Origin of the sequence: Vogesella mureinivorans, from assembly GCF_007644035.1 — a bacterium.
In the GTDB taxonomy this organism is placed as follows: domain Bacteria; phylum Pseudomonadota; class Gammaproteobacteria; order Burkholderiales; family Chromobacteriaceae; genus Vogesella; species Vogesella mureinivorans.
In genome coordinates, this window is the sequence record NZ_VMTV02000291.1 from 38,283 (window position 1) to 58,190 (window position 19,908).

Consider the following 19,908-nt stretch of genomic DNA (forward strand, 5'->3'; position numbering starts at 1 on the left):
GCAGGCTAGTCGCGGAACACAAACTGGCCCTGGGCATCACGCCGTGGCATGGCCATGGGGTTAAAGTCGGGGAAAGCCAGGCTGCGCACATGCCAGGTCAGCAGCAAGGTCAGCAAGGTCATTGCCCCCTGCACCACCGCCCAGCCGCCGCTTGGCAGCTGCGACACCAACTGCGGGATCTGGATAAGCGCATACAGGATGTACACATTGAACGCCGCGGCCATCCAGCGTGAGAAACCCGCCGCAAAGGCTGCCGGCACCAGCGCAGAAAACAGTGCCATCCATACGCTACTCTGCCCACCCAAGAGCTGGCCACTCTGGTAGCCCACCCCAAGTGATAGCAAGGAAAAACCCATCATCACGGCAATCAGCGTGTGGTTCTTGACCTGATGCTGCTGCCGCCTTGCCGGGGTAGCCGTAGCAGCCAGCAAATAGGCCAATTGGCCTGGGTTGGCCGCACTGGCTTGCAGCTCGTTGTAGATGGCCTGCTTGCTTTTACCCTGCGCCAAGGCCTGGTCAATGGCCTGCTGGATGGCCTGTTTCTTCATGTTTTGCCTTTCTTGAACTGCCGCCATTGTGCCATAAGTGCTCAACTACCCGGCAAAACAAAGGCATGCATATAGAATTTATGTGAATTTCAATGTCTGGTGCTTATACTAAATGGGTTATCAAAGGGGACTGCCATGCCTTGCCATATCCTCATTGCCGAAGACAGTAGCAGCCAGCGCGAGGCCCTGGCCGCGCTGTGCCGCACCCTGCCAGACGTTGAGGTACATGAAGCACCGGATGGCTGCGGGGCAGCGCAGCTGGCACGCCAGCTGGAACAGCTAGACCTGGTGATCACCGATATCAATATGCCAGGCATGGATGGCATAGCGCTGATGCAGCAGCTATCCCGCCATGTCCACCTACCGTCCCTGCTTTTGCTCAGCGGCCATGTGCCGGAGCTGCTGTCCAACTGCATGCGTGCTGCCGAAGCACTGGGCTTTGCCAATGTGGCCTGCCTGGCCAAACCGGTCGGCGTGCCTACCCTGCTGCAAGAGATAAAACGGTTGCTACTGCGCCGCCAGCGCCCAGAAGTGTACGAGCAGGCGATACCACTATCCGAAATTTTTACCGGCTTGGCCCACAACCAGTTTTGCGCGCACTACCAGCCGATTTACAGCCAGCAAGCGCAGCGTGCGGTGCAGATAGAGGCGCTGGCACGCTGGCAACACCCGGCCTACGGCCTGCTGGGCCCGGCCAGTTTCATAGACAGGCTGGAGCACGAGGGTTTTATCGTGCTGCTGACCCGGCGCATCGTACAAACCAGCCTGGACTTGCTGACGCGCAACCCCTGGGCACAAGACCTGCGGCTATCGATCAACCTGTCACGCGGGCTACTGGATGACGCCGAATTTTTCGACTGGCTGATCAAAGAAGTACAAGAACGGCAGATACCGCCCTGGCAAATCGTGCTGGAAATTACCGAGACCATGGCCTTCAGCAACCTGGGCAACACCCTGGCCGCCTTGCTACGCTTGCGCATGCGCGGCTTCGAGCTGTCACTGGATGATTTTGGCGCCGGGCATACCAACCTGGAGCAGCTGAAAGACCTGCCGATTACCGAGCTGAAGCTGGACCGCACACTGATCAAGAACATTCATCAGGCAAACCGCACGCAAAGCATTCTGGACGGCATCATCCAGATAGGGCGGCAGCTGAAATTGCGCATGGTGGCCGAGGGCATAGACAACCCGCACGACCTGGCTTACCTGCAAGGCCGCTACCCCGAGCTGCAGCTGCAGGGCTTTTATCTGGGCCGCCCGGTGGCACCCGGCGAGCTGTCCGCGCACCTGGCCTACACCAGCGCCCGGCCATCCGCACCTGAACCCGCCTGCCAGCACGGTCTCGATAGCGCATAAAAACAAAACGGCCCGCAGGCCGTTTCAGAGGTGTGTGGCAAGCGCTTAGCCCGCCACGCGCCGGGGTAGCCACAGTACATCCGGCACCTGGGCCGCGCTATTCAAATGACGCGACAAGATGAACAGCACGTCCGAGAGACGGTTCAGATACTGGCGCGGCAGCGGCGGCATGGCATCGAATTCGCCCAGCGCCACCACACTACGCTCGGCCCGGCGGCATACCGCACGGCCCTGGTGCGCTACGGCGGCGGCACGGCAGCCACCCGGCAGAATGAATTCCTTTAGCGGTGGCAGTGCGGCATTCCACTGCTCGGCATACTGCTCCAGCATGGCCAGCTGGGCTTCCTGCAAGGCCTGGTAGCCGGGCACGGCCAGCTCGGAACCCAGATCGAACAGGTCGTGCTGCACCTCGGCCAGAAAGGCATCCACGCCATCTGGCAGGCTCTCACAGCGCAGCAGGCCGATAATGCAATTGAGCTCGTCTACATCCCCCAGGGCATGGATCCGGTCGGCGTTCTTGGAAACCCGGCTTCCATCCCCCAGGCCGGTGGTACCTGCATCGCCACCACGGGTGATAATGCTGGACAGGCGGTCAGTCATCAAACGTCCTTATGTTGGCTGGCCGCTTCATCCAGCGCTTCGCGTAGCGAGGCGCGCAGGGATTCGGCCAGCATCATGTCAAAATCTTCTTTAAGTTGCTTCATCACGCCTGCCATCAGCTGCTTGGCCTGCTGCTCCAGCGCGTCTTGCATCCACAGCGCCAGCTCCACTTTCATGCGTGGCAGTACGCGGGCGTAAAGTGCCTCGATCAGCGCATTCTCATCCAGCCCTACCGCTACAGCCGGCACGGCGGCGGCTGGGCTAGCCTGCTCAGGCATGGCCTGGCTGACGGCTTCGATATGGATGTCGTCATTCGACAGCACCGGTACGGCCTGCACCACCGCCGGGCTGGCAGCCGGGGCGGCCGGTGCCTCTGCCGGTGCGGGCTGGCGCCGTACGCGAATGACTTCGGCAATCACCGGTACAGGCTCGGGCTCGGTGGCATCCGGCAGCTGATCCAGGTCTAGCGGTGGCTCGGCACCCAGATCGCGCGCCCACGCCAGCTCGACTTCTTTGTCCCCGGCATGAAAACCGCCGCCTGCCAGCGGCCAATCGCCACCTGGCAGCTTGCCTGCTGGCTCGCCCAGCATGGCGGCAGGCGATACGGCCGCCGTAGCCAAGCCCAGGCCACCGCCCAGCACACCCATGGGCAGGCTATCCAGCGAAATGCTCTGTACGCTATCGATAGCCGGGGCGCCCAATGCTAACGGCGCTGCAGGCTCTTCCTGCGCCACTGCGGCCAACTCTGCCTGCGCAGCTTGCAACCAAGCCGGTACGGGCTCGACGGCACGCCCAAGCGGGGCATCATCTTGCTGGCCCGCATCGTCCAGCGGCGCACCCTCGGCCATGGCACTTATCGTATCGGCCGGTGCCAGCGGGGCTGGCTCGCTGGCAGGTAGCCCGGCTTCGTCCACCGCCCATGCCACCACATCTGGCGTGACACCGGCAGGCACAAAAGCCACAGGCTCAGCCACGGTCACGTCATCCGCGACAGTCGGGGCCACAGGCTCATCGCGCCATGCAGCGTCTGCCGTGACAACCGTTTCGGTGACGACGGCGGTGCTATCCGCCATAGGCGCGTCCGCAGCCAACGGTGCGGCTATCGGCTGCAGGCCCGCCAGGATGTCGTCTATCGACATGGCAAGGTTGCCTGCTGGCACGATGGCAGGCTCATTGGGCACGTCCCAAGGCAAAGCTTCAAAGCCAGAGGTCGTGTCTGGCTTGCTTGGCGTAACCGCCAGCTCTGCCGGGTTGGCCGCATCCAGCTCGCTGATACCCTCCGGCAGGCTGTTGTCCCATTGCGGGTCCATCAACACTGGCACGGCTTGGCTGGCTGGCGGGGCTGCGTCGGGCGCCACGCCGAGAACAGGCAGCTCGTTCAGCTGGGCCAGCTCGGGCGGCGGCACGACGGGCGGCTCCCAGGTGCCGGCCCACTCGTCTTCGGTAGACTCGGCAACAAACACTTCGGCCTGCGGCGCTGCTGTGTCGTCGGCCTTGCTAAGAAAAGCATCCAGCGGCAGCTCGGGCAGGTCTGCCGGCTCGTCAAAGTCATCCAGCTGCGCGGCAAACTGGTCTAGCGATACCTGGTCTGCCTGCAGCGGATTGGCCTCGGCTACAGCCAGGGCAGTAGCCGCAGGCTCAGGGTTGGCCGACATGACGGGTTCGAATGTCGCTCTGGCAAATAACGCCCCCAGGCCATTACCACCGCCCGGATTGGCCGGCACCGGTGCGGCGGGCACATCGTCCAGCTCAAAGGCGAAGTCGTCTGCCGCCGGCGCTGGCGGCACAGCTGCGCCCGGCATTGCCGGGTCGCTACGGCCGTAATCCAGGCCCGGCAAGACGTCGTCCAGTGACAGCTCGGCAGGTAGGTCGACTTCCAGATCCAGCGATGGCAGGCGCTCTATCAGCTGGCTGGCATTCAGGCTGGCCCGCGCGCTATCGCCCGCTTCGTCACCCAGCACATCGTCGAGCGATAGCTCGTCCGGCAGGGTCAGTTCGGGCTGGGGTTCTTCTGGCAATACCTGCGCCAGGGCATCCAGCTCGGCAGAAAAATCGTAGGCGGGGATGTCCAGCACCGGGATGGCTTCGACATCTACCACGTCGGTCAGTACGGGCAGGTCTTGCGGGTTCCAGGTACGGTCGGGGGTAGGATTTGTCATGCGGCATCACTCATGTCGTGATGGTGAATATCAAAGCCCTGGTCGAGGTAGGCGCGGTAGCGCGTACGCGCCACGGCACGGGAGGCCTCATCCTGGCTAACCACCTCCAGAATACGGGAAAATGCCGCCGGATTGGCAGGCATTTTTTCGCCCAGGTTCAGTAGCACCGTGGGGCCGGCTGGCACCTCAAAATGGGTAGCCAGCCAGATACGTGACGAAGGTGCCTCGGCAGCTTGCCATTCGCAATGCGCAATGAAGCTGGTATCGCCAAAAGACCAAAGCGCCCGGCTGAAAGCCTGCAGCGCCTGGTCGTCAGGAAGAACGACCAGCAGCCGTTCTTCCTTGCGGTATACAGTTTGTGCCGCGCGGCAGGCAAACGCCTGCACGCTGGCGACACCTGTATAAAAATCAATCCGCGTCATCTTCGGTCGTTTCTACCACTTCACGACGTGGGCGGCCGCGGCGAACCACGTTACCCAGCGCGATGTCGGCACGGTCTTGCAGGAACTGCACCAGCATCGGCACCGGGCGGCCAGTAGCCCCCTTGTCCTTGCCACCCCGCCAGGCAGTACCGGCTATATCCAGGTGCGCCCAGTCGTAGGCTTTGGCAAAACGTGACAAGAAGCAGGCGGCGCTCACGCTGCCACCGGCACGGCCACCGATATTGGCCATATCGGCAAACGGGCTCTTCAGCAGCTCCTGGTATTCGTCCCACAACGGCATGTGCCAGGCACGGTCGCCCACTTCTTCGCCGGCAGCCCACAGCTCTTTGGCCAGGCCGTCCTGGTTGCTGTACAGGCCGGTCGCCACATGGCCCAGCGCCACGACGCAGGCGCCGGTCAGCGTGGCCACGTCCACGACGGTAGCCGGGTTGAAACGCTCGACGTAGGTTAGCGCGTCGCACAGTACCAGGCGGCCTTCGGCATCGGTGTTCAGCACTTCGATGGTCTGGCCGGACATGGAGGTAACGATGTCACCCGGTTTCAGCGCACGGCCGGACGGCATGTTTTCGCAGGTAGCCACCACGCAGATCAGGTTCAGTGGCAGCTTCATTTCCACTGCAGCACGGAAGGCGCCGATCACCGCCGCAGCCCCGCCCATGTCGTACTTCATTTCGTCCATGCCTTCGCCCGGCTTCAGCGAAATACCGCCGGAGTCAAAGGTCAGGCCCTTGCCTACCAGCACGATGGGGCGGTCGTTTTTGTCTTTGGCACCAAAGTGTTTGAGCACCACAAAGCGGGCTTCTTCGTCGCTGCCTTTGGCTACAGACAAGAAGGAATGCATTTTCAGGGCATCCAGCTCGGCCGGGCCCATGACTTCGGCTTCTGCGCCAAAAGTCAGCGCCATGTCACGCGCAGCTTCGGCCAGGTAGACGGGGGTGCAGACGTTGCCGGGGGCATTGGCCAGATCCTTGGCCAGCTTCATGCCGGCGGCGATGGCCTGGCCACGCTGTTGGCCGCGCTCACCGTCGCTCAGGTCGCTGCGGCGCGGTACGGCCAGGGTCATCTTGCGTGGCTCGCGCACTTCGTCCAGGCGCGATTTGAACTTGTCAAAACGATACAGGGTGTCCAGCGTGACCACGGTGGCTTGCTCTACCATCCACTCTACATCGTGCTTTTTCACGTGCAGTTCGGACAGGTAGCTCACCACTTCATTGGACTGGGTGGCGGCCAGGGCTTTCACCGAAGCGCGGATGGCTTCACGGTATTCTTTGGCGCGGAAGTCACGCTCTTTGCCCAGGCCAACCAGCATGACACGATCACACAGGGTATGCGGGATGGAGTGCAGGATCAGGGTAGTACCCAGCTTGCCATCCATGTCGCCACGTTTGAGCACATCGGTAATGAAGCCGTTCGAGATGCGGTCAAGCAGGTCGGCAGCAAAAGACAGCTTGCGGGTTTCGTAAACACCGACCACAACGCAGGCTACGCGCTGTTTTTCCGGGCTTCCGCTTTTAATGTTAAACTCCATGCAACGCTCCACCATGTGTGTTTGGTTCATCAAGACATACGTTCCAGCAGGCTTTTGGCCTGGCCGGAACCGGCCGACAAGCCTTGATTTTCTGGCCGACAACCATTCAGGTTAACCTTTCCAATTATCACTATCCTTTTGACGAATTGTCAAAAACGGGCCTGTTTTATGCTTTTTCAGAAAAGCCTTACCCGAGAGCTGACTTATACCAGTATCGGCGTATTTTCCATCTTGCTCGCCATTCTGCTGAGCACCCAAACCATCAATATGCTGGGCCGCGCCGCCCAAGGCCGCATTGCCAGCGACGCCATTTTTGCGCTGATCGGCTTCTGGTCGATCGGTTTTTTCCCGGTACTGATGATTCTTACCATCTTCGTCAGCGTCATTGTCACGCTTACCCGCATGTGGCGCGAGCATGAAATGGCTATCTGGATGGCCAGTGGCAAGTCGCTTACCGACTGGGTATGGCCGGTATTGCGCTTTGCGCTGCCGCTATCGCTACTGATTGCCGTCGGTACGACAGTCATCGAACCCTGGGCCGTACAGCGCAGCAAGGAATACGCCGAAACCCTGAAGCAGCGCGAGGAAATGACGGCCCTGTCGCCCGGCGTGTTCAAGGAATCGCGCAGTAGCGACCGCGTGTATTTCATCGAAAGCTATTCGGTACTCAGCGGCGCCACCCGCAATGTGTTTGTGCAAAGCATCAAGGCTGGTGAGGTATCGTCCATTTTTGCCAAGGCGGGCCAGCTCAGCACCGACAAGGACGGCAACCGCGTCCTGATGCTGGAAAACGGCCGCCGCTACACCGGCGAGCCCGGCTCTGGCGCTTTCGAAGTAGCCGAGTTCGAGCACTACACGCTGAAAATCAGCGAAACCGAACGCGTCGTACGCCCCGAGCTGGACAGTGAAACGCGGCCAACCCTGGCGCTGCTGGCGAGCGACCAGCCTGCCGACCGTGCCGAGCTGGCGTGGCGGCTATCGCTGCCGCTGTGCGCGCTGGTACTGGCGCTGCTGGCTATTCCGCTAAGCTATTTCAACCCGCGCTCCGGCCACGCCTACAACCTGGTTTTTGCGCTGGGCGCCTACCTGCTGTACCAGAACCTGATGTGGCTGCTGCGTGATGCCATCGGCAGCGGCAAGCTGCCCAGTGCGCTGGCCATCCTGCCGGCCCATGCTGCCATGCTGGCACTGGCCGCCGCCCTGCTCTACTACCACAACCGCCCAGCCGAGCCTTGGCTTACCCGTATGAAAAGACTGCTGCGGAGGAAATCCGCATGAGCATGCTGCGCAATTACCTGCTAACGCGCTTTACCACCGCGACATTATTCACCCTGGCTTGCCTGCTGGGCCTGTACGGTTTCTTTGACGCCATTCGCGAGCTACCCAACGTAGGCAAGGGCAGCTTTGATTCCGGCACCTTGCTGATGTACACCTTGCTGCAAGCACCTGGCCATGCCTATGAGCTGATGCCACTGGCCGTGCTCATCGGCGCCATGGTGGCCATGTCGCAGCTGTCCAGCACCTCCGAATACACCGCCATCCGTACCGCCGGGGTATCGCTGGGGCAAATCGCCCGTATCAAGCTGCTGTTTGGTGTGGCCATGGCGATCGCCGCCTTGCTGCTGGGCGAGTTCGCCTCGCCACTGGCCGAAAAAAATGCAGAGCGCATCAAACTGCAGGCCACGCATTCGCTGGTGGCGCAGGAGTTCCGCTCCGGCCTATGGGTGAAGGACGACAACAACTTCATCAATGTGGGCGAAATGCTGCCGGACAACACCCTGCTGGGCGTACGCATCTACACCTACGACCAGGACTACCGCCTGGTGATGACACGCCATGCCGAGCGCGCCCAGCACCAGCCCGCCAGTAAAACCTGGCTGCTAAGCCAGGTGCGCCAGTCCGAGATTTTGCCGGACCAGATAAAGGTTGGCCGCATGGCGCAGCAAACCTGGCGCTCGGTGCTTCAGCCGGACATCCTGTCGGTGCTGCTGGTGGTGCCGGAACAAATGTCGGCCATGGACCTGATGACTTATATTGAACACCTGCGCACCAATAATCAAAAGACGCAGCGCTATGAAATTGCACTGTGGGGCAAGCTGTTCTACCCCTTAGCCTGTATTTCTATGGTGATGGTGGCGCTTGCCTTTACGCCGGTATCGGGCCGCCACAACGACCTGGGCATCAAGCTGTTTTCCGGCATCTGCCTGGGTATTGCCTTCCATTTTAGCAACCGTCTGTTTGGCCACCTGGGCCTGCTGTACAACTGGAACCCGATTGCCTCTGCCACCCTGCCCACCCTGCTCTTCCTGGTGGCAGGCCTGGTAGCCCTGGCGCGACAGGAAAGACGATGACCACACCAGACCAGACACAGCAGTACCGCCGCTGGCGCCAAGCCCTGCAACAAGGCCGTGAAGCGCTGGCCGCCGAATACCGCGAAAACCGCAATGCGCGGCAGTATCTGGTCAAGCATGGTTTGCTGGTAGACGGCATCATCCGCTCGGCATGGGAAGTACTGGGCATGGGCCAGCGCGCCGCCCTGCTGGCCGTAGGCGGCTATGGTCGCGGCCAACTGTTCCCCCACTCCGATATCGATCTGCTGCTGTTGTTGCCTGCCACCACCTCGCACAACTTGTCCGGCTTCGTGGAAACCTTTGTCAGCGCCATGTGGGATATCGGGCTGGAGGTAGGTCACAGCGTACGCACCATCAGCGAGTGCCTGAGCGAATCGCAGCGCGACATCACCGTAGAAACCACACTGCTGGAAAACCGCCTGCTAGCGGGCAATATCACGCTATACCACCAGCTGAACCAGACCGTAGAAAAACACCGCGACCCGCTGCGTTTTCTGGAAGGCAAGCTGCTGGAACAACAGCAACGCCATAACAAGCACTTTGGTGTTACCAGCAACCTGGAGCCCAACGTCAAGGAAAGCCCGGGCGGCCTGCGTGACCTGCACACCATTTTGTGGATCAGCAAAGCCATTGGCCTGGGGCAGGACTGGGACAGCCTGGCGCGCAACGAAATCCTGACCGCCTCCGAAGCGCGGCTGATTCACTACAGCGAACGCCAGCTGGAGCAGATCCGCATCGACCTGCACCTGGCCGCCCGCCGCCGCGAAGACCGCCTGATCTTCGATCTGCAGCAGCAAGTAGCCAGCATGAGCGGCCTGGAAGACGACAAGGCCAAGCGCGCCAGCGAGCAGCTGATGCAACGCTTTTACAAATCGGCCAAGAATGTCAGCCAGCTCAACGGCATCCTGCTGCCCAACCTGCGCGCCCGCCTGCTGTGCGATGTCCCGCGCATTACCCAGCAGCTGGACGAACACTTTTACAGCGTTAACGGCCTGCTGGGCATTTACGACAGCCAGCTCTTCGAGCGCCAGCCATCCACCATCCTGCGCGCCTTTCTGCACATGCAGCAGCACGAGCTGGGCGGCATGGCACCGCGCACCCTGCGCAGCCTGTGGCACGCCCGCCGGCAGATCAACGACCGTTTCCGCCGCGACCCGGAAAACCGTGCGCTATTCATCCAGATCTTCCGCGCCGGCGGCGGGCTCACCCGCACCCTGCGCCGCATGAACCTGTATGGCGTACTGGGCAAATACCTGCCCGCCTTTGGCCGCATCATGGGCCAGATGCAGCACGATTTGTTTCACGTTTACACCGTGGACGAGCACATCCTGATGGTGGTGCGCAATCTGCGCCGCTTTGCCATACCGGCTTTCAACCACGAATACCCGCTGCTGTCGCGCCTGATCCACGAATTCGACCGCCCCGAGCTGCTGTACGTAGCCGGCCTGCTGCACGACATCGCCAAGGGGCGCGGTGGCGACCATTCCGAGCTGGGCATGGTCGATGCGGCACAGTTCTGCGAAAACCACGGCATTAGCGGGGAAGACTGCGACCTGGTGGTCTGGCTGGTACAACAGCACCTCACCATGTCCAGCGTGGCGCAGAAGCAGGACATCTACGACCCGGAGACCATCCAGCACTTTGCCGAGCTGGTTGCCAGCCCCAGAAGGTTGGCCGCACTGTATATCCTGACCGTGGCAGACATCCGCGGCACCAGCCCCAAGGTGTGGAATGCCTGGAAAGCCAAGCTGCTGGAAGACCTGTTCTACGCCACCCGGCGCGCCCTGCAGCGCGGCGGCCACGTGGATGCCGACTCCGAGCTGGAAGAGCGCAAGCAGGCCGCCCTGCGCCTGATGCGCCTGAACATCATGCCCGAAGGTGCCGAGGCCAACTTCTGGCAAAAGCTGGAAACCGTGTATTTCCTGCGGCACGAAGCCAAAGAAATTGCCTGGCATACCCGTATACTGGGCCGGCTGGTTGATACCAAAGAGCCCGTGGTGCGGGCACGGCTATCCGAAGACAAAGAAGGCCTGCAGCTACTGGTTTACACGCCGGATCAGCCCGACCTGTTTGCCCGGCTATGCGCCTTTCTGGGCCGCCACAACTACAGCATTGCCGACGCCAAGATCTACACCACACGCCATGGCTACGCGCTGGATACCTTCCATGTGTTCTTGCCAGAGCACCACGAAGGCAACTACCGCGATCTGATCAACTTTGTGGAATTCGAGCTGGCCGCCACCCTGCTGCGGCAGGACCCCATCAGCCTGCCGACCAAAGGGCGGCTGAACCGGCACCAGAAAAACTTCCCCATCAAACCACAGGTACTCATCCGCCCGGACGACAAAGGCAGGCACTTTGTCCTGTCCATTGTGGCCGGCGACAACCAGGGCCTGCTGGCGCGCATTGCCAAGGTGCTGTCCGGCTACCAGGTGAGTGTGGACTCCGCCAAGATCATGACGCTGGGCGGTCGGGTAGAAGATTCGTTCCTGCTTTCCTCACCGCGCCTGTCCGACGACAAGGCCCTGCTGGCGCTGGAAGCAGACCTGATCGAAACGCTACGCGTCTAAAGCGCCCGCCCCGCCCTCTGGCTCACCGCCCCCGGAAGCGCTGATAACACGTAAAAACCCCCTGCCGGCACGGTGCCCGCAGGGGGGTTTTCCTATCCGGCACCGTGTGGTGCCAGCTTGTCAGGGCCGGCTTATGGCTCGCGCCGAAAGTCCCGCGTGAGTTTTTCCATATCACTGGCCGCCAGCTCCAGCCGCTGCGAGCTGGCGCACACCACCTGGGCGGTATGCACATTTTGCTCGCCCAATGCGGCCAACTGCTCCACCGAGGCGGCCACCTGATGCACCGACTCGGACTGACTAGCCATTTGCGACGACAGACTTACCGAGAAATCACGCGCTTCATCCGCCACCTTGAGCAGGCTGTGCAGATGGCCGGCAGACTGGCGAATCTCGTCGCTCACGCGGCCAACTTCGGCAGCAGACAAATCCATCTTGCCGGCCACGCCATCGGTAATGGTGACAATATGCTGCACCAGACGGGTGATGCTTTCGGTAGTCTGCGCCGTACGCTCGGCCAGCTTGCGCACCTCGTCGGCCACCACGGCAAAACCACGGCCGGATTCCCCGGCGCGGGCTGATTCGATCGCTGCATTCAGCGCCAGCAAATTGGTCTGGTCTGCAATCTCGTGAATCAGATCGGTCATGCCCTTGATCTTGGCAATAGCAGATTCCAGCTCGCCCAGCTCGGCCTTGGACTGGTTTACCACGGCCACCGCCTGCCCTGCTGCCGCCTCGGCCAGCTTCATCACCGCCTGGCCATCGGTGGCGGCGCGGCGCGTGGCCTCGGCACCGCGCACGCTCTCTTCGGTCATGGTGACAATGCGGCCTACCGACTGGCTGATCACCATCATCGAATCGCTGATGTGGTTCAGCCCGCCACCCTGCTCGAGGGCGCGGTCTACCAGGGCAGACATCTCGCTACCCAGCTGCGCCGCCTGCTTATGCGTGAGGCTGCTGGTCGCCAGGGTATCGGCCACCATGGCGCGCAGGCTGAGCCGCAGGGTTTCCAGGCTATCGGTCATGCGGCCAATCTGCCCACCCAGGTTGGCGTGCAGGGGCTGCTCCAGCTGGCCCTCGCCTAGCGCCCGCAGGCCACGGTGAATCACCGCCATGGCCTGGGCTTCGCTGCGGCGCCACCAAAGCGAGGTGGCACTCAGGCCCACAACGCCCACCAGCGCCAGGCCCAAGCGTGCCAGCTCCCCCAGCCCCGGCATGGCACCGCCGGCAAACAACAGGCCAACAAACAGGCCGGTTAGCCCGAAACCGATCTTGCCGCTGTCTTTACGGCCGGCATACGCTTTCAGCGTAGAACCCAGCGCAGCTTGCTTGTTACGCACCTGCTGGTATAGCGCCTCGGCTGCCGCTACATCTTGCCGGTTAGGCGTACTGCGCACAGAGACATAGCCCTGAACCTGCCCCTGCACGGTGATGGGCGTAACGTAGGCTTCCACCCAGTAAAAATCACCATTCTTGGCACGGTTTTTCACGATACCGCGCCACGGCTTGCCAGTTTTTACCGTATCCCACAGGTCGGCAAAGGCCTCTGCCGGCATGTCCGGGTGCCGAACCACGTTATGGTTTTTACCCAGCAGTTCGCCCTCCTCGAAGCCGCTGATCTCGATGAAGGCCCGGTTGGCATAGGTAATGGCGCCCTTCAGATCTGTCTTGGTAACAATGGGGCGCTGCGGGTCGAGGAACAACTCGTTGGCCGTTACTGGGGTATTGATCTTCATGGCTTATTCTTCTGTGTGTGGTCGCGGAATTCTAGCATTTATAAGCGAATACTAATCAAATATACATTCATTGCAATGCAAAACACTTCTCACAACAGACGGAACGCAGTACATTAGCCAAACGATAATCAATATCAAAAAGACATGTTGCACCACGCCGACCAAGCCCATATCGATACCGATACGCTGCTGGACATCATCGAGCACCAGCGCATCGGTGCCGAGTTCCAGCCCATCAAGCACACCGATACCCTAGCCACTATAGGCCACGAGGCACTGGCACGCTTTTACAGGCGCAGCGGGCAGCCCATACCGCCACAAACCGTGTTTGCCACGCTGCACGACTCGCCGGTTACCCTGGTGCAAGCCGAACTGATGAGCAAGCGCTGGCAGATAGACAGCGCCCCGCAAGACGGCTTGCTGTTTCTGAATCTGGACCCGGATGCTTTTACCACCAGCAGCTCGACGCCCGATCAGCACCCCATGCTGCAGCTACTGGGTCAGCCCGACAGGATCGTGGTCGAGATTATAGAAAATGCCAGCATCCAGGACGCGGACCGCAGCCTGTGGCTGGCGGAGTGCCTGGCCGAACGCGGTATCCAGACGGCGCTGGACGATATAGGCGGTATCGGCACCATGTTGTCGCTACCGATTCTGTGCAATGTGGATATATTCAAATTCGATCGCCACTGGCTGCAGGCCATACACCAGCCGGCACAGCGCCGCATGCTGAAAATGCTCTTGAATTACGCCAGGGAAGAAAACAAAAAGACAGTACTGGAAGGGATTGAAACAGAAAATGATCTGGCCATTGCCAGGGAATTAAACGTGGATTATGTACAGGGTTATTTATTCAGGCCGGAGTTCATCAACAAACCGGCCTGAGCAAAATGCGGCCAACCTTTGCAAGTTGGCCGCATTAGCTTATCGCGCTACCACAATCATTTCTACCTGACGCAGGGCATAAATATCCTTGCCACCCGCGTAGCTGATAGAGGACTGCAAATCTTCTTTCAGCTCTACCAGCACACGCCCCATACGGCCCTTATATTCAACCAGAATCTTTTTACCCTCTACGTTCTTGTATTCACCCTTGTTGAACTGGGAGGCGCTACCAAAGTATTCCTTGTAATGCTTGCCGTCGATTTCCACAATTTCACCAGCCGATTCGTCATAGCCGGCAAATAGCGAGCCCGCCATCACCATGGTGGCGCCGCAAGCCAGCGCCTTGGCCACATCGCCATGCTCGACAATACCGCCGTCGGCAATCACCGGCACCGTCACCGCCGCTGCACAATCCTGCACGGTAGAAATCATCGGGCGATGAAAGCCAGTCTTGTTTTTGGTAATGCAGACGCGACCGCCAGCAATACCCGCCTTGATCGCATCGCAACCCCAAGCCTGCAAATCACGCGCCGCCTCGGCTGTGGCGATATTGCCACCAATCAGGAAGCTGCCAGGGAACATCTGCTTCACCAGCTTGATCATGCGCTCTGCTTTGACACACCATGCGTTGGCAATATCCAGCGTGATGTATTCCGGTGTCAGGCCGGCATCTTTTAGCGCTTGCAGCTGCGCCAGCGTGTCATCATTTACCCCGACACTAATCGAGGCAAACAAACCCTTTTGCTGCATGTCGGCCACAAAGCCGACCGTATCCACATTAAAGCGGTGCATGGTGTAAAACCAGCCCTGGCGGGCAAAGTATTCACACGTTTCTGCATCGACAACACTTTTCATATTCGACGCATACAGCGGCATATCAAAACGCCGCGGGCCAAACTGCACCGAGGTATCGCATTCTTTACGGCTATCCACGATTGTTTTCCGGGGTACCAGATAAACATCGCCATAGTTCAATTCGGTCTTGTGCATGATGCGCTCCATCTATTTGGGGTGACATGCCGCCGTTCCGGATAGCGACATAAAACTGGGGGCCCCAAAAATAAAAGCGGAAGCCACTGGCTTCCGCTTGCATTTATCCCTGCGCTTGCCTCGGCAGAGGGCGCGCACAAACATTTCAAATCTACAGCCCAACTTCCCTAGTGTCAACCACTAAGAACATTTTCTTGTTGCAGCCAGCCATGCTCAATTGTCTAGCCAGTCGATAATGCTTTGCCACGCCTCCCGCTCTTTGCTTGCGCGTGCCGGAGGCAGGTCGAATAGCGTCAAGCCCATGGCAACAGCCTGCACATAAAGCTGGGTATTGCGAAGATAGCCTATCACCGGCACGCCCAACCCATCGAGAAACTGCTGCAAGTCACGGGCAGACTTGGTGCGCGCATCGATGCGCATCCCTACTACCCCGACAAAGGCCTTTTGCTTGCGCACCGCTTTTTCCTGCAGCAACACTTCAAAAAAATCCCGGCTGGCCCACATATCGAAAGGCGATGGCTGGATAGGCACAATGACACGGTCTACTTTCGCCACCAGCGCGGCCAGCTTTTTACCGTGCAAGCCAGCGGGGCTATCCAGCACAATGACTTGCGTGCCCTTGGGCGGGCGCGCCGGCTCGCCGGGGTCTACCTTCCAGCCATCAATCGGCGGCAGCGCCTTGTCCCGGCAGGCCAGCCAGGCGAGTGAAGACTGCTGGCGGTCAACATCCCCCAGCATGATGCGGGTGCCTTGCGCCGCATAAAAGCCGGCAAGGTTGGTAGACAAAGTGGATTTGCCACTCCCCCCCTTGGGGTTGGCCACCAGTATCGAATACGCCATAAGTACTTTCTGCTATGCAGGCTGCCCACCGCGTAACGTGCAGCGCGCGGCCTGCTGGTTTATGCTGCCATGCCCAAACTGATCATGATTTTGCCATGACGACACCTGCCCGCCCCTTTGCCGCCCTGCTGTTCGATATGGATGGCCTGATGATAGACACCGAGGCGCTGTCCGAGCGCGTGTGGCGGCAAACCGCCACCGAGCAGGGCATCCCGCTCAGCCACGCACAACTGCAGATGATGGTGGGGCTATCCACCGAGCGCTGCCTGCAGTACCTGGCAGACACCCTGCCCGCAGGGCATGATGTGCAGGCTTTTGGCCAGCTGGCACGCCAACGCTATCACCAGATGCTACACCAGGAAGAGATCCCGCTTAAGCCCGGCATACTTCACCTGCTGGACTGGTGCACCCGGGAAAACCTGCCGCGTGCCGTAGGCACCGCCACACAACGCACACTGGCAGACCTGAAACTCACCCGCACTGGCCTGCAACGCTACTTTGCCCACACCGTGGCGGGAGATGAGGTGGCACACAGCAAGCCGGCACCGGATGTGTATCTGAAAGCGGCACAGCTGCTGGGTGTTACCCCGGCAGACTGCATTGTGCTGGAGGACTCGCCGCATGGTGCCCAGGCAGCGCTTGCGGCCAACATGCGCGTCATTATCGTGCCCGACATGGCGCCACCGCCTGCGCAGATAGCAAAACAGGCCCTGGCGGTATGCCAGGACCTGTATGCAGCACAGGCCTTGCTGGCCGCACTGGCTTAACCGTCGGCATTAATCCGGCTAATCAGTGCACCCAGCACCTCGACGGCTTGCTCGTTCTCTACCTGGCAGGTGCCAGCGGCTTCGTGGCCACCGCCGCCGTACTCCAGCATCAGCGCGCCTACGTTCGTCTTGCTGCTGCGGTCCAGGATGGATTTGCCAGTGGCAAACACTGTGTTTTGCTTGTTCAGCCCCCATAGCGCATGAATGGAGATATTGCACTGCGGGTACATGGCGTAGATGGCAAAGCGGTTGATCGGGTGGATCAGGTCTTCCTCGCGCAGGTCCAGCACCACCAGGTTGCCGTGCACCGTAGCGCAACGCTCGATCTGCTCGCGCGCTTTGGCTTCGTGCTCGAAATACAGCTCTACCCGCTCTTTTACGTCGGGCAGGGCCAGGATTTCTTCGATGGTATGGTTACGGCAATACTGGATCAGATCCATCATCAAGGTGTAGTTGCTGATGCGGAACTCACGGAAACGCCCCAGGCCGGTACGCGCGTCCATCAGGTAGTTCAATAGTACCCAGTCTTTGGGCGCCAGGATCTCGTCGCGGCTGAACTGGGCGGCATCGGCCTTGTCCACCGCCTCCATCATGTCGTCGCTAATACCGGTAAAGCGCGCCTTGCCGCCATAGTAGTCGTACACCACACGGGCGGCCGAGGGCGCATCCGGGTCGATGACATGGTTGGTGATTTCGCCACTATTACGCAAAGTCTCGGAAAAATGGTGGTCAAACGCCAGGTAAGCGCCAGGCACATAAGGCAGGTTGGTGGTGATATCACGGCTGGTGATCTCTACCTTGCCGTCCTGCATGTCCTTCGGGTGCACAAACTTGATCTCGTCGATAAGATCCAGCTCGTTAAGCAGTACGGCGCAGACCAAACCGTCAAAGTCACTGCGGGTTACCAAACGATACTTTTCATAGGCCATAATGGTTCTCCAGCTCGATGCCGTATTAATCAGGCGAACAGCTCATGATAGCGTGCTGCTTGCCTTTGTGCGCGCAGGAAATCAGCATGTAGACATAGCACCTGCAAGCGCCAGGACAGAATTGCCTTGCCATTCATCCACTTCTCGGCATGACCCCTCGCCTGAGCGGTGCACAGGCTGTGACCTAAATGATGCACACGCCACCGCCAGCCCGCCCAACTGCCACGATTACCGGCGAATGAACAAAAAGCCTGCCCCTTTGTCACACTTGTCTTGCATTTAGCCTGCCCCCATAATCCTGCACATGAAATTTCTCTCCGACCTTTTTCCAGTCATTCTGTTCTTTGGCTGCTACTGGCTAACCAAGGACATGTTCCTGGCCACCGGCATCGCCATTGCCGCCACCACCATCATGGTGGCCCTGACCTGGCTCAAACACAAAAAAGTGGAAACCATGCAGTGGATCAGCCTAGGGCTGATTGTTGTCATGGGTGGCGCCACGCTGTTGCTGCACGACAAGCATTTCATCATGTGGAAACCCACCGTGCTGTACTGGCTGATGGGTGGTGGCCTGCTAATCGGCCAGCTTACCGGCCGCTTCGGCATGAAAAGCTTGATGGGCGGCCAACTACAGCTTCCAGACCCCATCTGGAAAAAGCTGAACCTGGCTTGGGCAGCATTCTTCATGACACTTGGTGGCATCAACCTGTTTGTTGCTTTTACCTTCAGTGAAGAAACCTGGGTCAACTTCAAGCTGTTTGGCGGCTTCGGCCTGATGATCGCCTTTGTCATTGCACAAAGCCTGTACCTGTCGAAATATATTGAGGAGACACCTTGATGCTGTACGCCATTACCGGCCAGGACGTAGCCGACTCGCTAGCCCAGCGGCTGGCTGCCCGCCCCGCCCACCTGGAGCGCCTGCAAGCGCTACAGGCAGAAGGCCGACTGATACTGGCCGGCCCCTTTCCTGCCATCGACAGCAACGACCCGGGCACTGCAGGCTTCAGTGGCAGCCTGATCGTGGCCGAGTTCAGCAGCCTGCAAGCTGCACAAAGCTGGGCAGACGCGGACCCATACGTCGCCGCAGGCGTGTATGCCTCGGTCAGCGTCAAACCATTCCGCAAAGTACTGCCGGCATGAGCATCATCCATGCCATGGAAACCCGCCTGGCCGCTCTGGCGCCAAGCCACCTCGACATCCACGACGATAGCGCAGCCCACGCCGGCCATGCCGGCGCCGGCTCTGGCGGGCACTACGACCTGCTGATCGTATCGGCAGCCTTCAGCGGCAAAAACCGCGTCCAGCGCCAACGCCTGGTTTACCAGGCACTTGGCGACCTGATGCAAAACGGCATCCACGCCCTGGCCATGCGCACCCTTACCCCAGAAGAAATCTGAACATGACAAAACTGAATAAAGCACTGGGCATCAGCGTGCTCTGCTTCGCGGCCAACCTGGCCATGGCGGCACCCGCGGCCACCGTCAACGGCACCGTCATCGACCAAACCGTGCTGGACAAAGCTGTCAGCCAGATTGTCAGTGCAAACGGCGGCCGCATCCAGGACAGCCCTGCCCTGCGCGAAGATGTACGCCAGCGCCTGATCAACCGCGAGCTGGTACTGCAAGCAGCCAACAAAGCCGGGCTGGATAAAAACCCGGAATTTGTCAGCCGCCTGGCAGAGGCCCGCAATGACTTGCTACAGCAGGCATTCTTCGAAGCCGCCAGCAAGAACCGCCCGGTAAGCGATGCAGACGTCAAGGCCGAGTACGACCGCTACACCAGCCAATTCAAGGATGTAAAAGAAGTACAGGTACGCCAGATCATCCTGGCGGATGAAGCCGCCTCCAACAAGGCCATTGCCGCGCTGAAAAAAGGCGCCAAGTTCGAGCAGTTGGCCAAAGCCCAATCACTGGACAACGCCAGCAAAGAGCGCGGCGGCGACCTGGGCTGGGGCAACCTGGCCGCCATGGAACCGCCATTGGCAGAAGCACTGAAAGCCATCGGCAAAGGCCAGATCAGCGCCAAACCACTGCAATCGCAAATGGGCTGGCACATTTTCAAAGTGGAAGACATCCGCAATGCCCAGCCGCTGCCATTTGACAGCATCAAGGCACGCATTGCCCAGGATCTTCAGGAAAAAGCCGTCCGCGACGCCGTACTCGAGCTGCGCCAGAAGGCCAACATTCAATAACCCGATCGGAACAGACTC

General features: G+C 60.1%; 19 protein-coding genes. 10 read left to right on the forward strand and 9 right to left on the reverse strand.

Annotation, left to right across the window (positions count from 1 at the left end; genetic code table 11):
• Positions 1–5 precede the first annotated feature (5 nt).
• Positions 6–548, reverse strand: coding sequence for a hypothetical protein (locus FLQ44_RS08545; protein WP_147694021.1), 543 nt, complete (start codon positions 546–548; stop codon positions 6–8).
• A 135-nt stretch (positions 549–683) separates the two neighbouring features.
• Between FLQ44_RS08545 and FLQ44_RS08550 the strand changes: the two genes are divergently transcribed.
• Positions 684–1,904 carry an EAL domain-containing response regulator gene (locus FLQ44_RS08550; RefSeq protein WP_147694022.1) on the forward strand — a complete coding sequence of 407 codons (1,221 nt, stop codon included), beginning with the start codon at positions 684–686 and terminating at the stop codon, positions 1,902–1,904.
• A gap of 45 nt (positions 1,905–1,949) precedes the next feature.
• Here FLQ44_RS08550 and FLQ44_RS08555 read toward each other — a convergent pair whose 3' ends face one another.
• From FLQ44_RS08555 to FLQ44_RS08570, 4 genes are read right to left on the reverse strand one after another with little or no spacing between them, the layout of a single operon-like run.
• Positions 1,950–2,504, reverse strand: a complete 555-nt coding sequence (locus FLQ44_RS08555; protein WP_147694023.1) for a cob(I)yrinic acid a,c-diamide adenosyltransferase — start codon at positions 2,502–2,504, stop codon at positions 1,950–1,952.
• Positions 2,504–4,663, reverse strand: coding sequence for a hypothetical protein (locus FLQ44_RS08560; protein ID WP_147694024.1), 2,160 nt, complete (start codon positions 4,661–4,663; stop codon positions 2,504–2,506). Before FLQ44_RS08560 ends, FLQ44_RS08555 begins: the two co-directional genes overlap by 1 nt.
• Positions 4,660–5,085, reverse strand: coding sequence for a DNA polymerase III subunit chi (locus FLQ44_RS08565; RefSeq protein ID WP_147694025.1), 426 nt, complete (start codon positions 5,083–5,085; stop codon positions 4,660–4,662). Before FLQ44_RS08565 ends, FLQ44_RS08560 begins: the two co-directional genes overlap by 4 nt.
• Entirely contained in the window at positions 5,072–6,634 is a 1,563-nt protein-coding gene (locus tag FLQ44_RS08570) for a leucyl aminopeptidase (RefSeq protein ID WP_147694026.1), read from the reverse strand. The genes FLQ44_RS08565 and FLQ44_RS08570 overlap by 14 nt, the downstream gene beginning before the upstream one ends.
• A 168-nt stretch (positions 6,635–6,802) precedes the next feature.
• Here FLQ44_RS08570 and lptF point away from each other — a divergent pair, with 168 nt between their 5' ends.
• The 3 genes from lptF to FLQ44_RS08585 are packed head-to-tail and all read left to right on the forward strand — an operon-like array spanning position 6,803 to position 11,555.
• Positions 6,803–7,912: an LPS export ABC transporter permease LptF gene (lptF, locus tag FLQ44_RS08575; RefSeq protein WP_147694027.1), complete on the forward strand. Its 1,110-nt coding sequence runs from the start codon at positions 6,803–6,805 to the stop codon at positions 7,910–7,912.
• Complete coding sequence (lptG, locus tag FLQ44_RS08580) at positions 7,909–8,985, forward strand: LPS export ABC transporter permease LptG (protein WP_147694028.1); 1,077 nt, start codon at positions 7,909–7,911, stop codon at positions 8,983–8,985. Before lptF ends, lptG begins: the two co-directional genes overlap by 4 nt.
• Positions 8,982–11,555: a [protein-PII] uridylyltransferase gene (locus FLQ44_RS08585; RefSeq protein ID WP_147694029.1), complete on the forward strand. Its 2,574-nt coding sequence runs from the start codon at positions 8,982–8,984 to the stop codon at positions 11,553–11,555. Before lptG ends, FLQ44_RS08585 begins: the two co-directional genes overlap by 4 nt.
• A 131-nt stretch (positions 11,556–11,686) precedes the next feature.
• Here FLQ44_RS08585 and FLQ44_RS08590 read toward each other — a convergent pair whose 3' ends face one another.
• Positions 11,687–13,288 (reverse strand): methyl-accepting chemotaxis protein, encoded by a 1,602-nt coding sequence (locus FLQ44_RS08590; protein ID WP_147694030.1) that lies wholly within the window; start codon positions 13,286–13,288, stop codon positions 11,687–11,689.
• A 144-nt stretch (positions 13,289–13,432) separates the two neighbouring features.
• Between FLQ44_RS08590 and FLQ44_RS08595 the strand changes: the two genes are divergently transcribed.
• Positions 13,433–14,173, forward strand: a complete 741-nt coding sequence (locus FLQ44_RS08595; RefSeq protein ID WP_147694031.1) for an EAL domain-containing protein — start codon at positions 13,433–13,435, stop codon at positions 14,171–14,173.
• Positions 14,174–14,212: 39 nt separating this feature from the next.
• Here FLQ44_RS08595 and FLQ44_RS08600 read toward each other — a convergent pair whose 3' ends face one another.
• Both FLQ44_RS08600 and FLQ44_RS08605 read right to left on the reverse strand, forming a co-directional pair.
• Positions 14,213–15,163, reverse strand: a complete 951-nt coding sequence (locus FLQ44_RS08600; protein ID WP_147694032.1) for a GMP reductase — start codon at positions 15,161–15,163, stop codon at positions 14,213–14,215.
• 213 nt (positions 15,164–15,376) lie between these two features.
• Entirely contained in the window at positions 15,377–16,003 is a 627-nt protein-coding gene (locus tag FLQ44_RS08605; RefSeq protein ID WP_147694033.1) for a nucleotide-binding protein, read from the reverse strand.
• A gap of 95 nt (positions 16,004–16,098) precedes the next feature.
• Here FLQ44_RS08605 and FLQ44_RS08610 point away from each other — a divergent pair, with 95 nt between their 5' ends.
• Positions 16,099–16,770 carry an HAD family hydrolase gene (locus FLQ44_RS08610; RefSeq protein ID WP_206208769.1) on the forward strand — a complete coding sequence of 224 codons (672 nt, stop codon included), beginning with the start codon at positions 16,099–16,101 and terminating at the stop codon, positions 16,768–16,770.
• Here FLQ44_RS08610 and FLQ44_RS08615 read toward each other — a convergent pair.
• Positions 16,767–17,699 carry an exopolyphosphatase gene (locus FLQ44_RS08615; RefSeq protein WP_147694035.1) on the reverse strand — a complete coding sequence of 311 codons (933 nt, stop codon included), beginning with the start codon at positions 17,697–17,699 and terminating at the stop codon, positions 16,767–16,769. The genes FLQ44_RS08610 and FLQ44_RS08615 overlap by 4 nt on opposite strands.
• 304 nt (positions 17,700–18,003) lie before the next feature.
• Between FLQ44_RS08615 and FLQ44_RS08620 the strand changes: the two genes are divergently transcribed.
• The 4 genes from FLQ44_RS08620 to FLQ44_RS08635 are packed head-to-tail and all read left to right on the forward strand — an operon-like array spanning position 18,004 to position 19,890.
• Positions 18,004–18,537, forward strand: coding sequence for a septation protein A (locus FLQ44_RS08620; protein ID WP_147694036.1), 534 nt, complete (start codon positions 18,004–18,006; stop codon positions 18,535–18,537).
• The gene (locus FLQ44_RS08625; protein WP_147694037.1) at positions 18,537–18,839 is read left to right on the forward strand and encodes a YciI family protein; all 303 of its coding nucleotides are present in this window, start codon (positions 18,537–18,539) and stop codon (positions 18,837–18,839) included. The genes FLQ44_RS08620 and FLQ44_RS08625 overlap by 1 nt, the downstream gene beginning before the upstream one ends.
• Positions 18,836–19,096 carry a BolA family protein gene (locus tag FLQ44_RS08630; RefSeq protein WP_147694038.1) on the forward strand — a complete coding sequence of 87 codons (261 nt, stop codon included), beginning with the start codon at positions 18,836–18,838 and terminating at the stop codon, positions 19,094–19,096. The genes FLQ44_RS08625 and FLQ44_RS08630 overlap by 4 nt, the downstream gene beginning before the upstream one ends.
• A 2-nt stretch (positions 19,097–19,098) precedes the next feature.
• A complete protein-coding gene (locus FLQ44_RS08635) occupies positions 19,099–19,890 on the forward strand; it encodes a peptidylprolyl isomerase (RefSeq protein WP_147694039.1) in 792 nt (263 codons plus the stop codon).
• Positions 19,891–19,908: the final 18 nt, after the last annotated feature.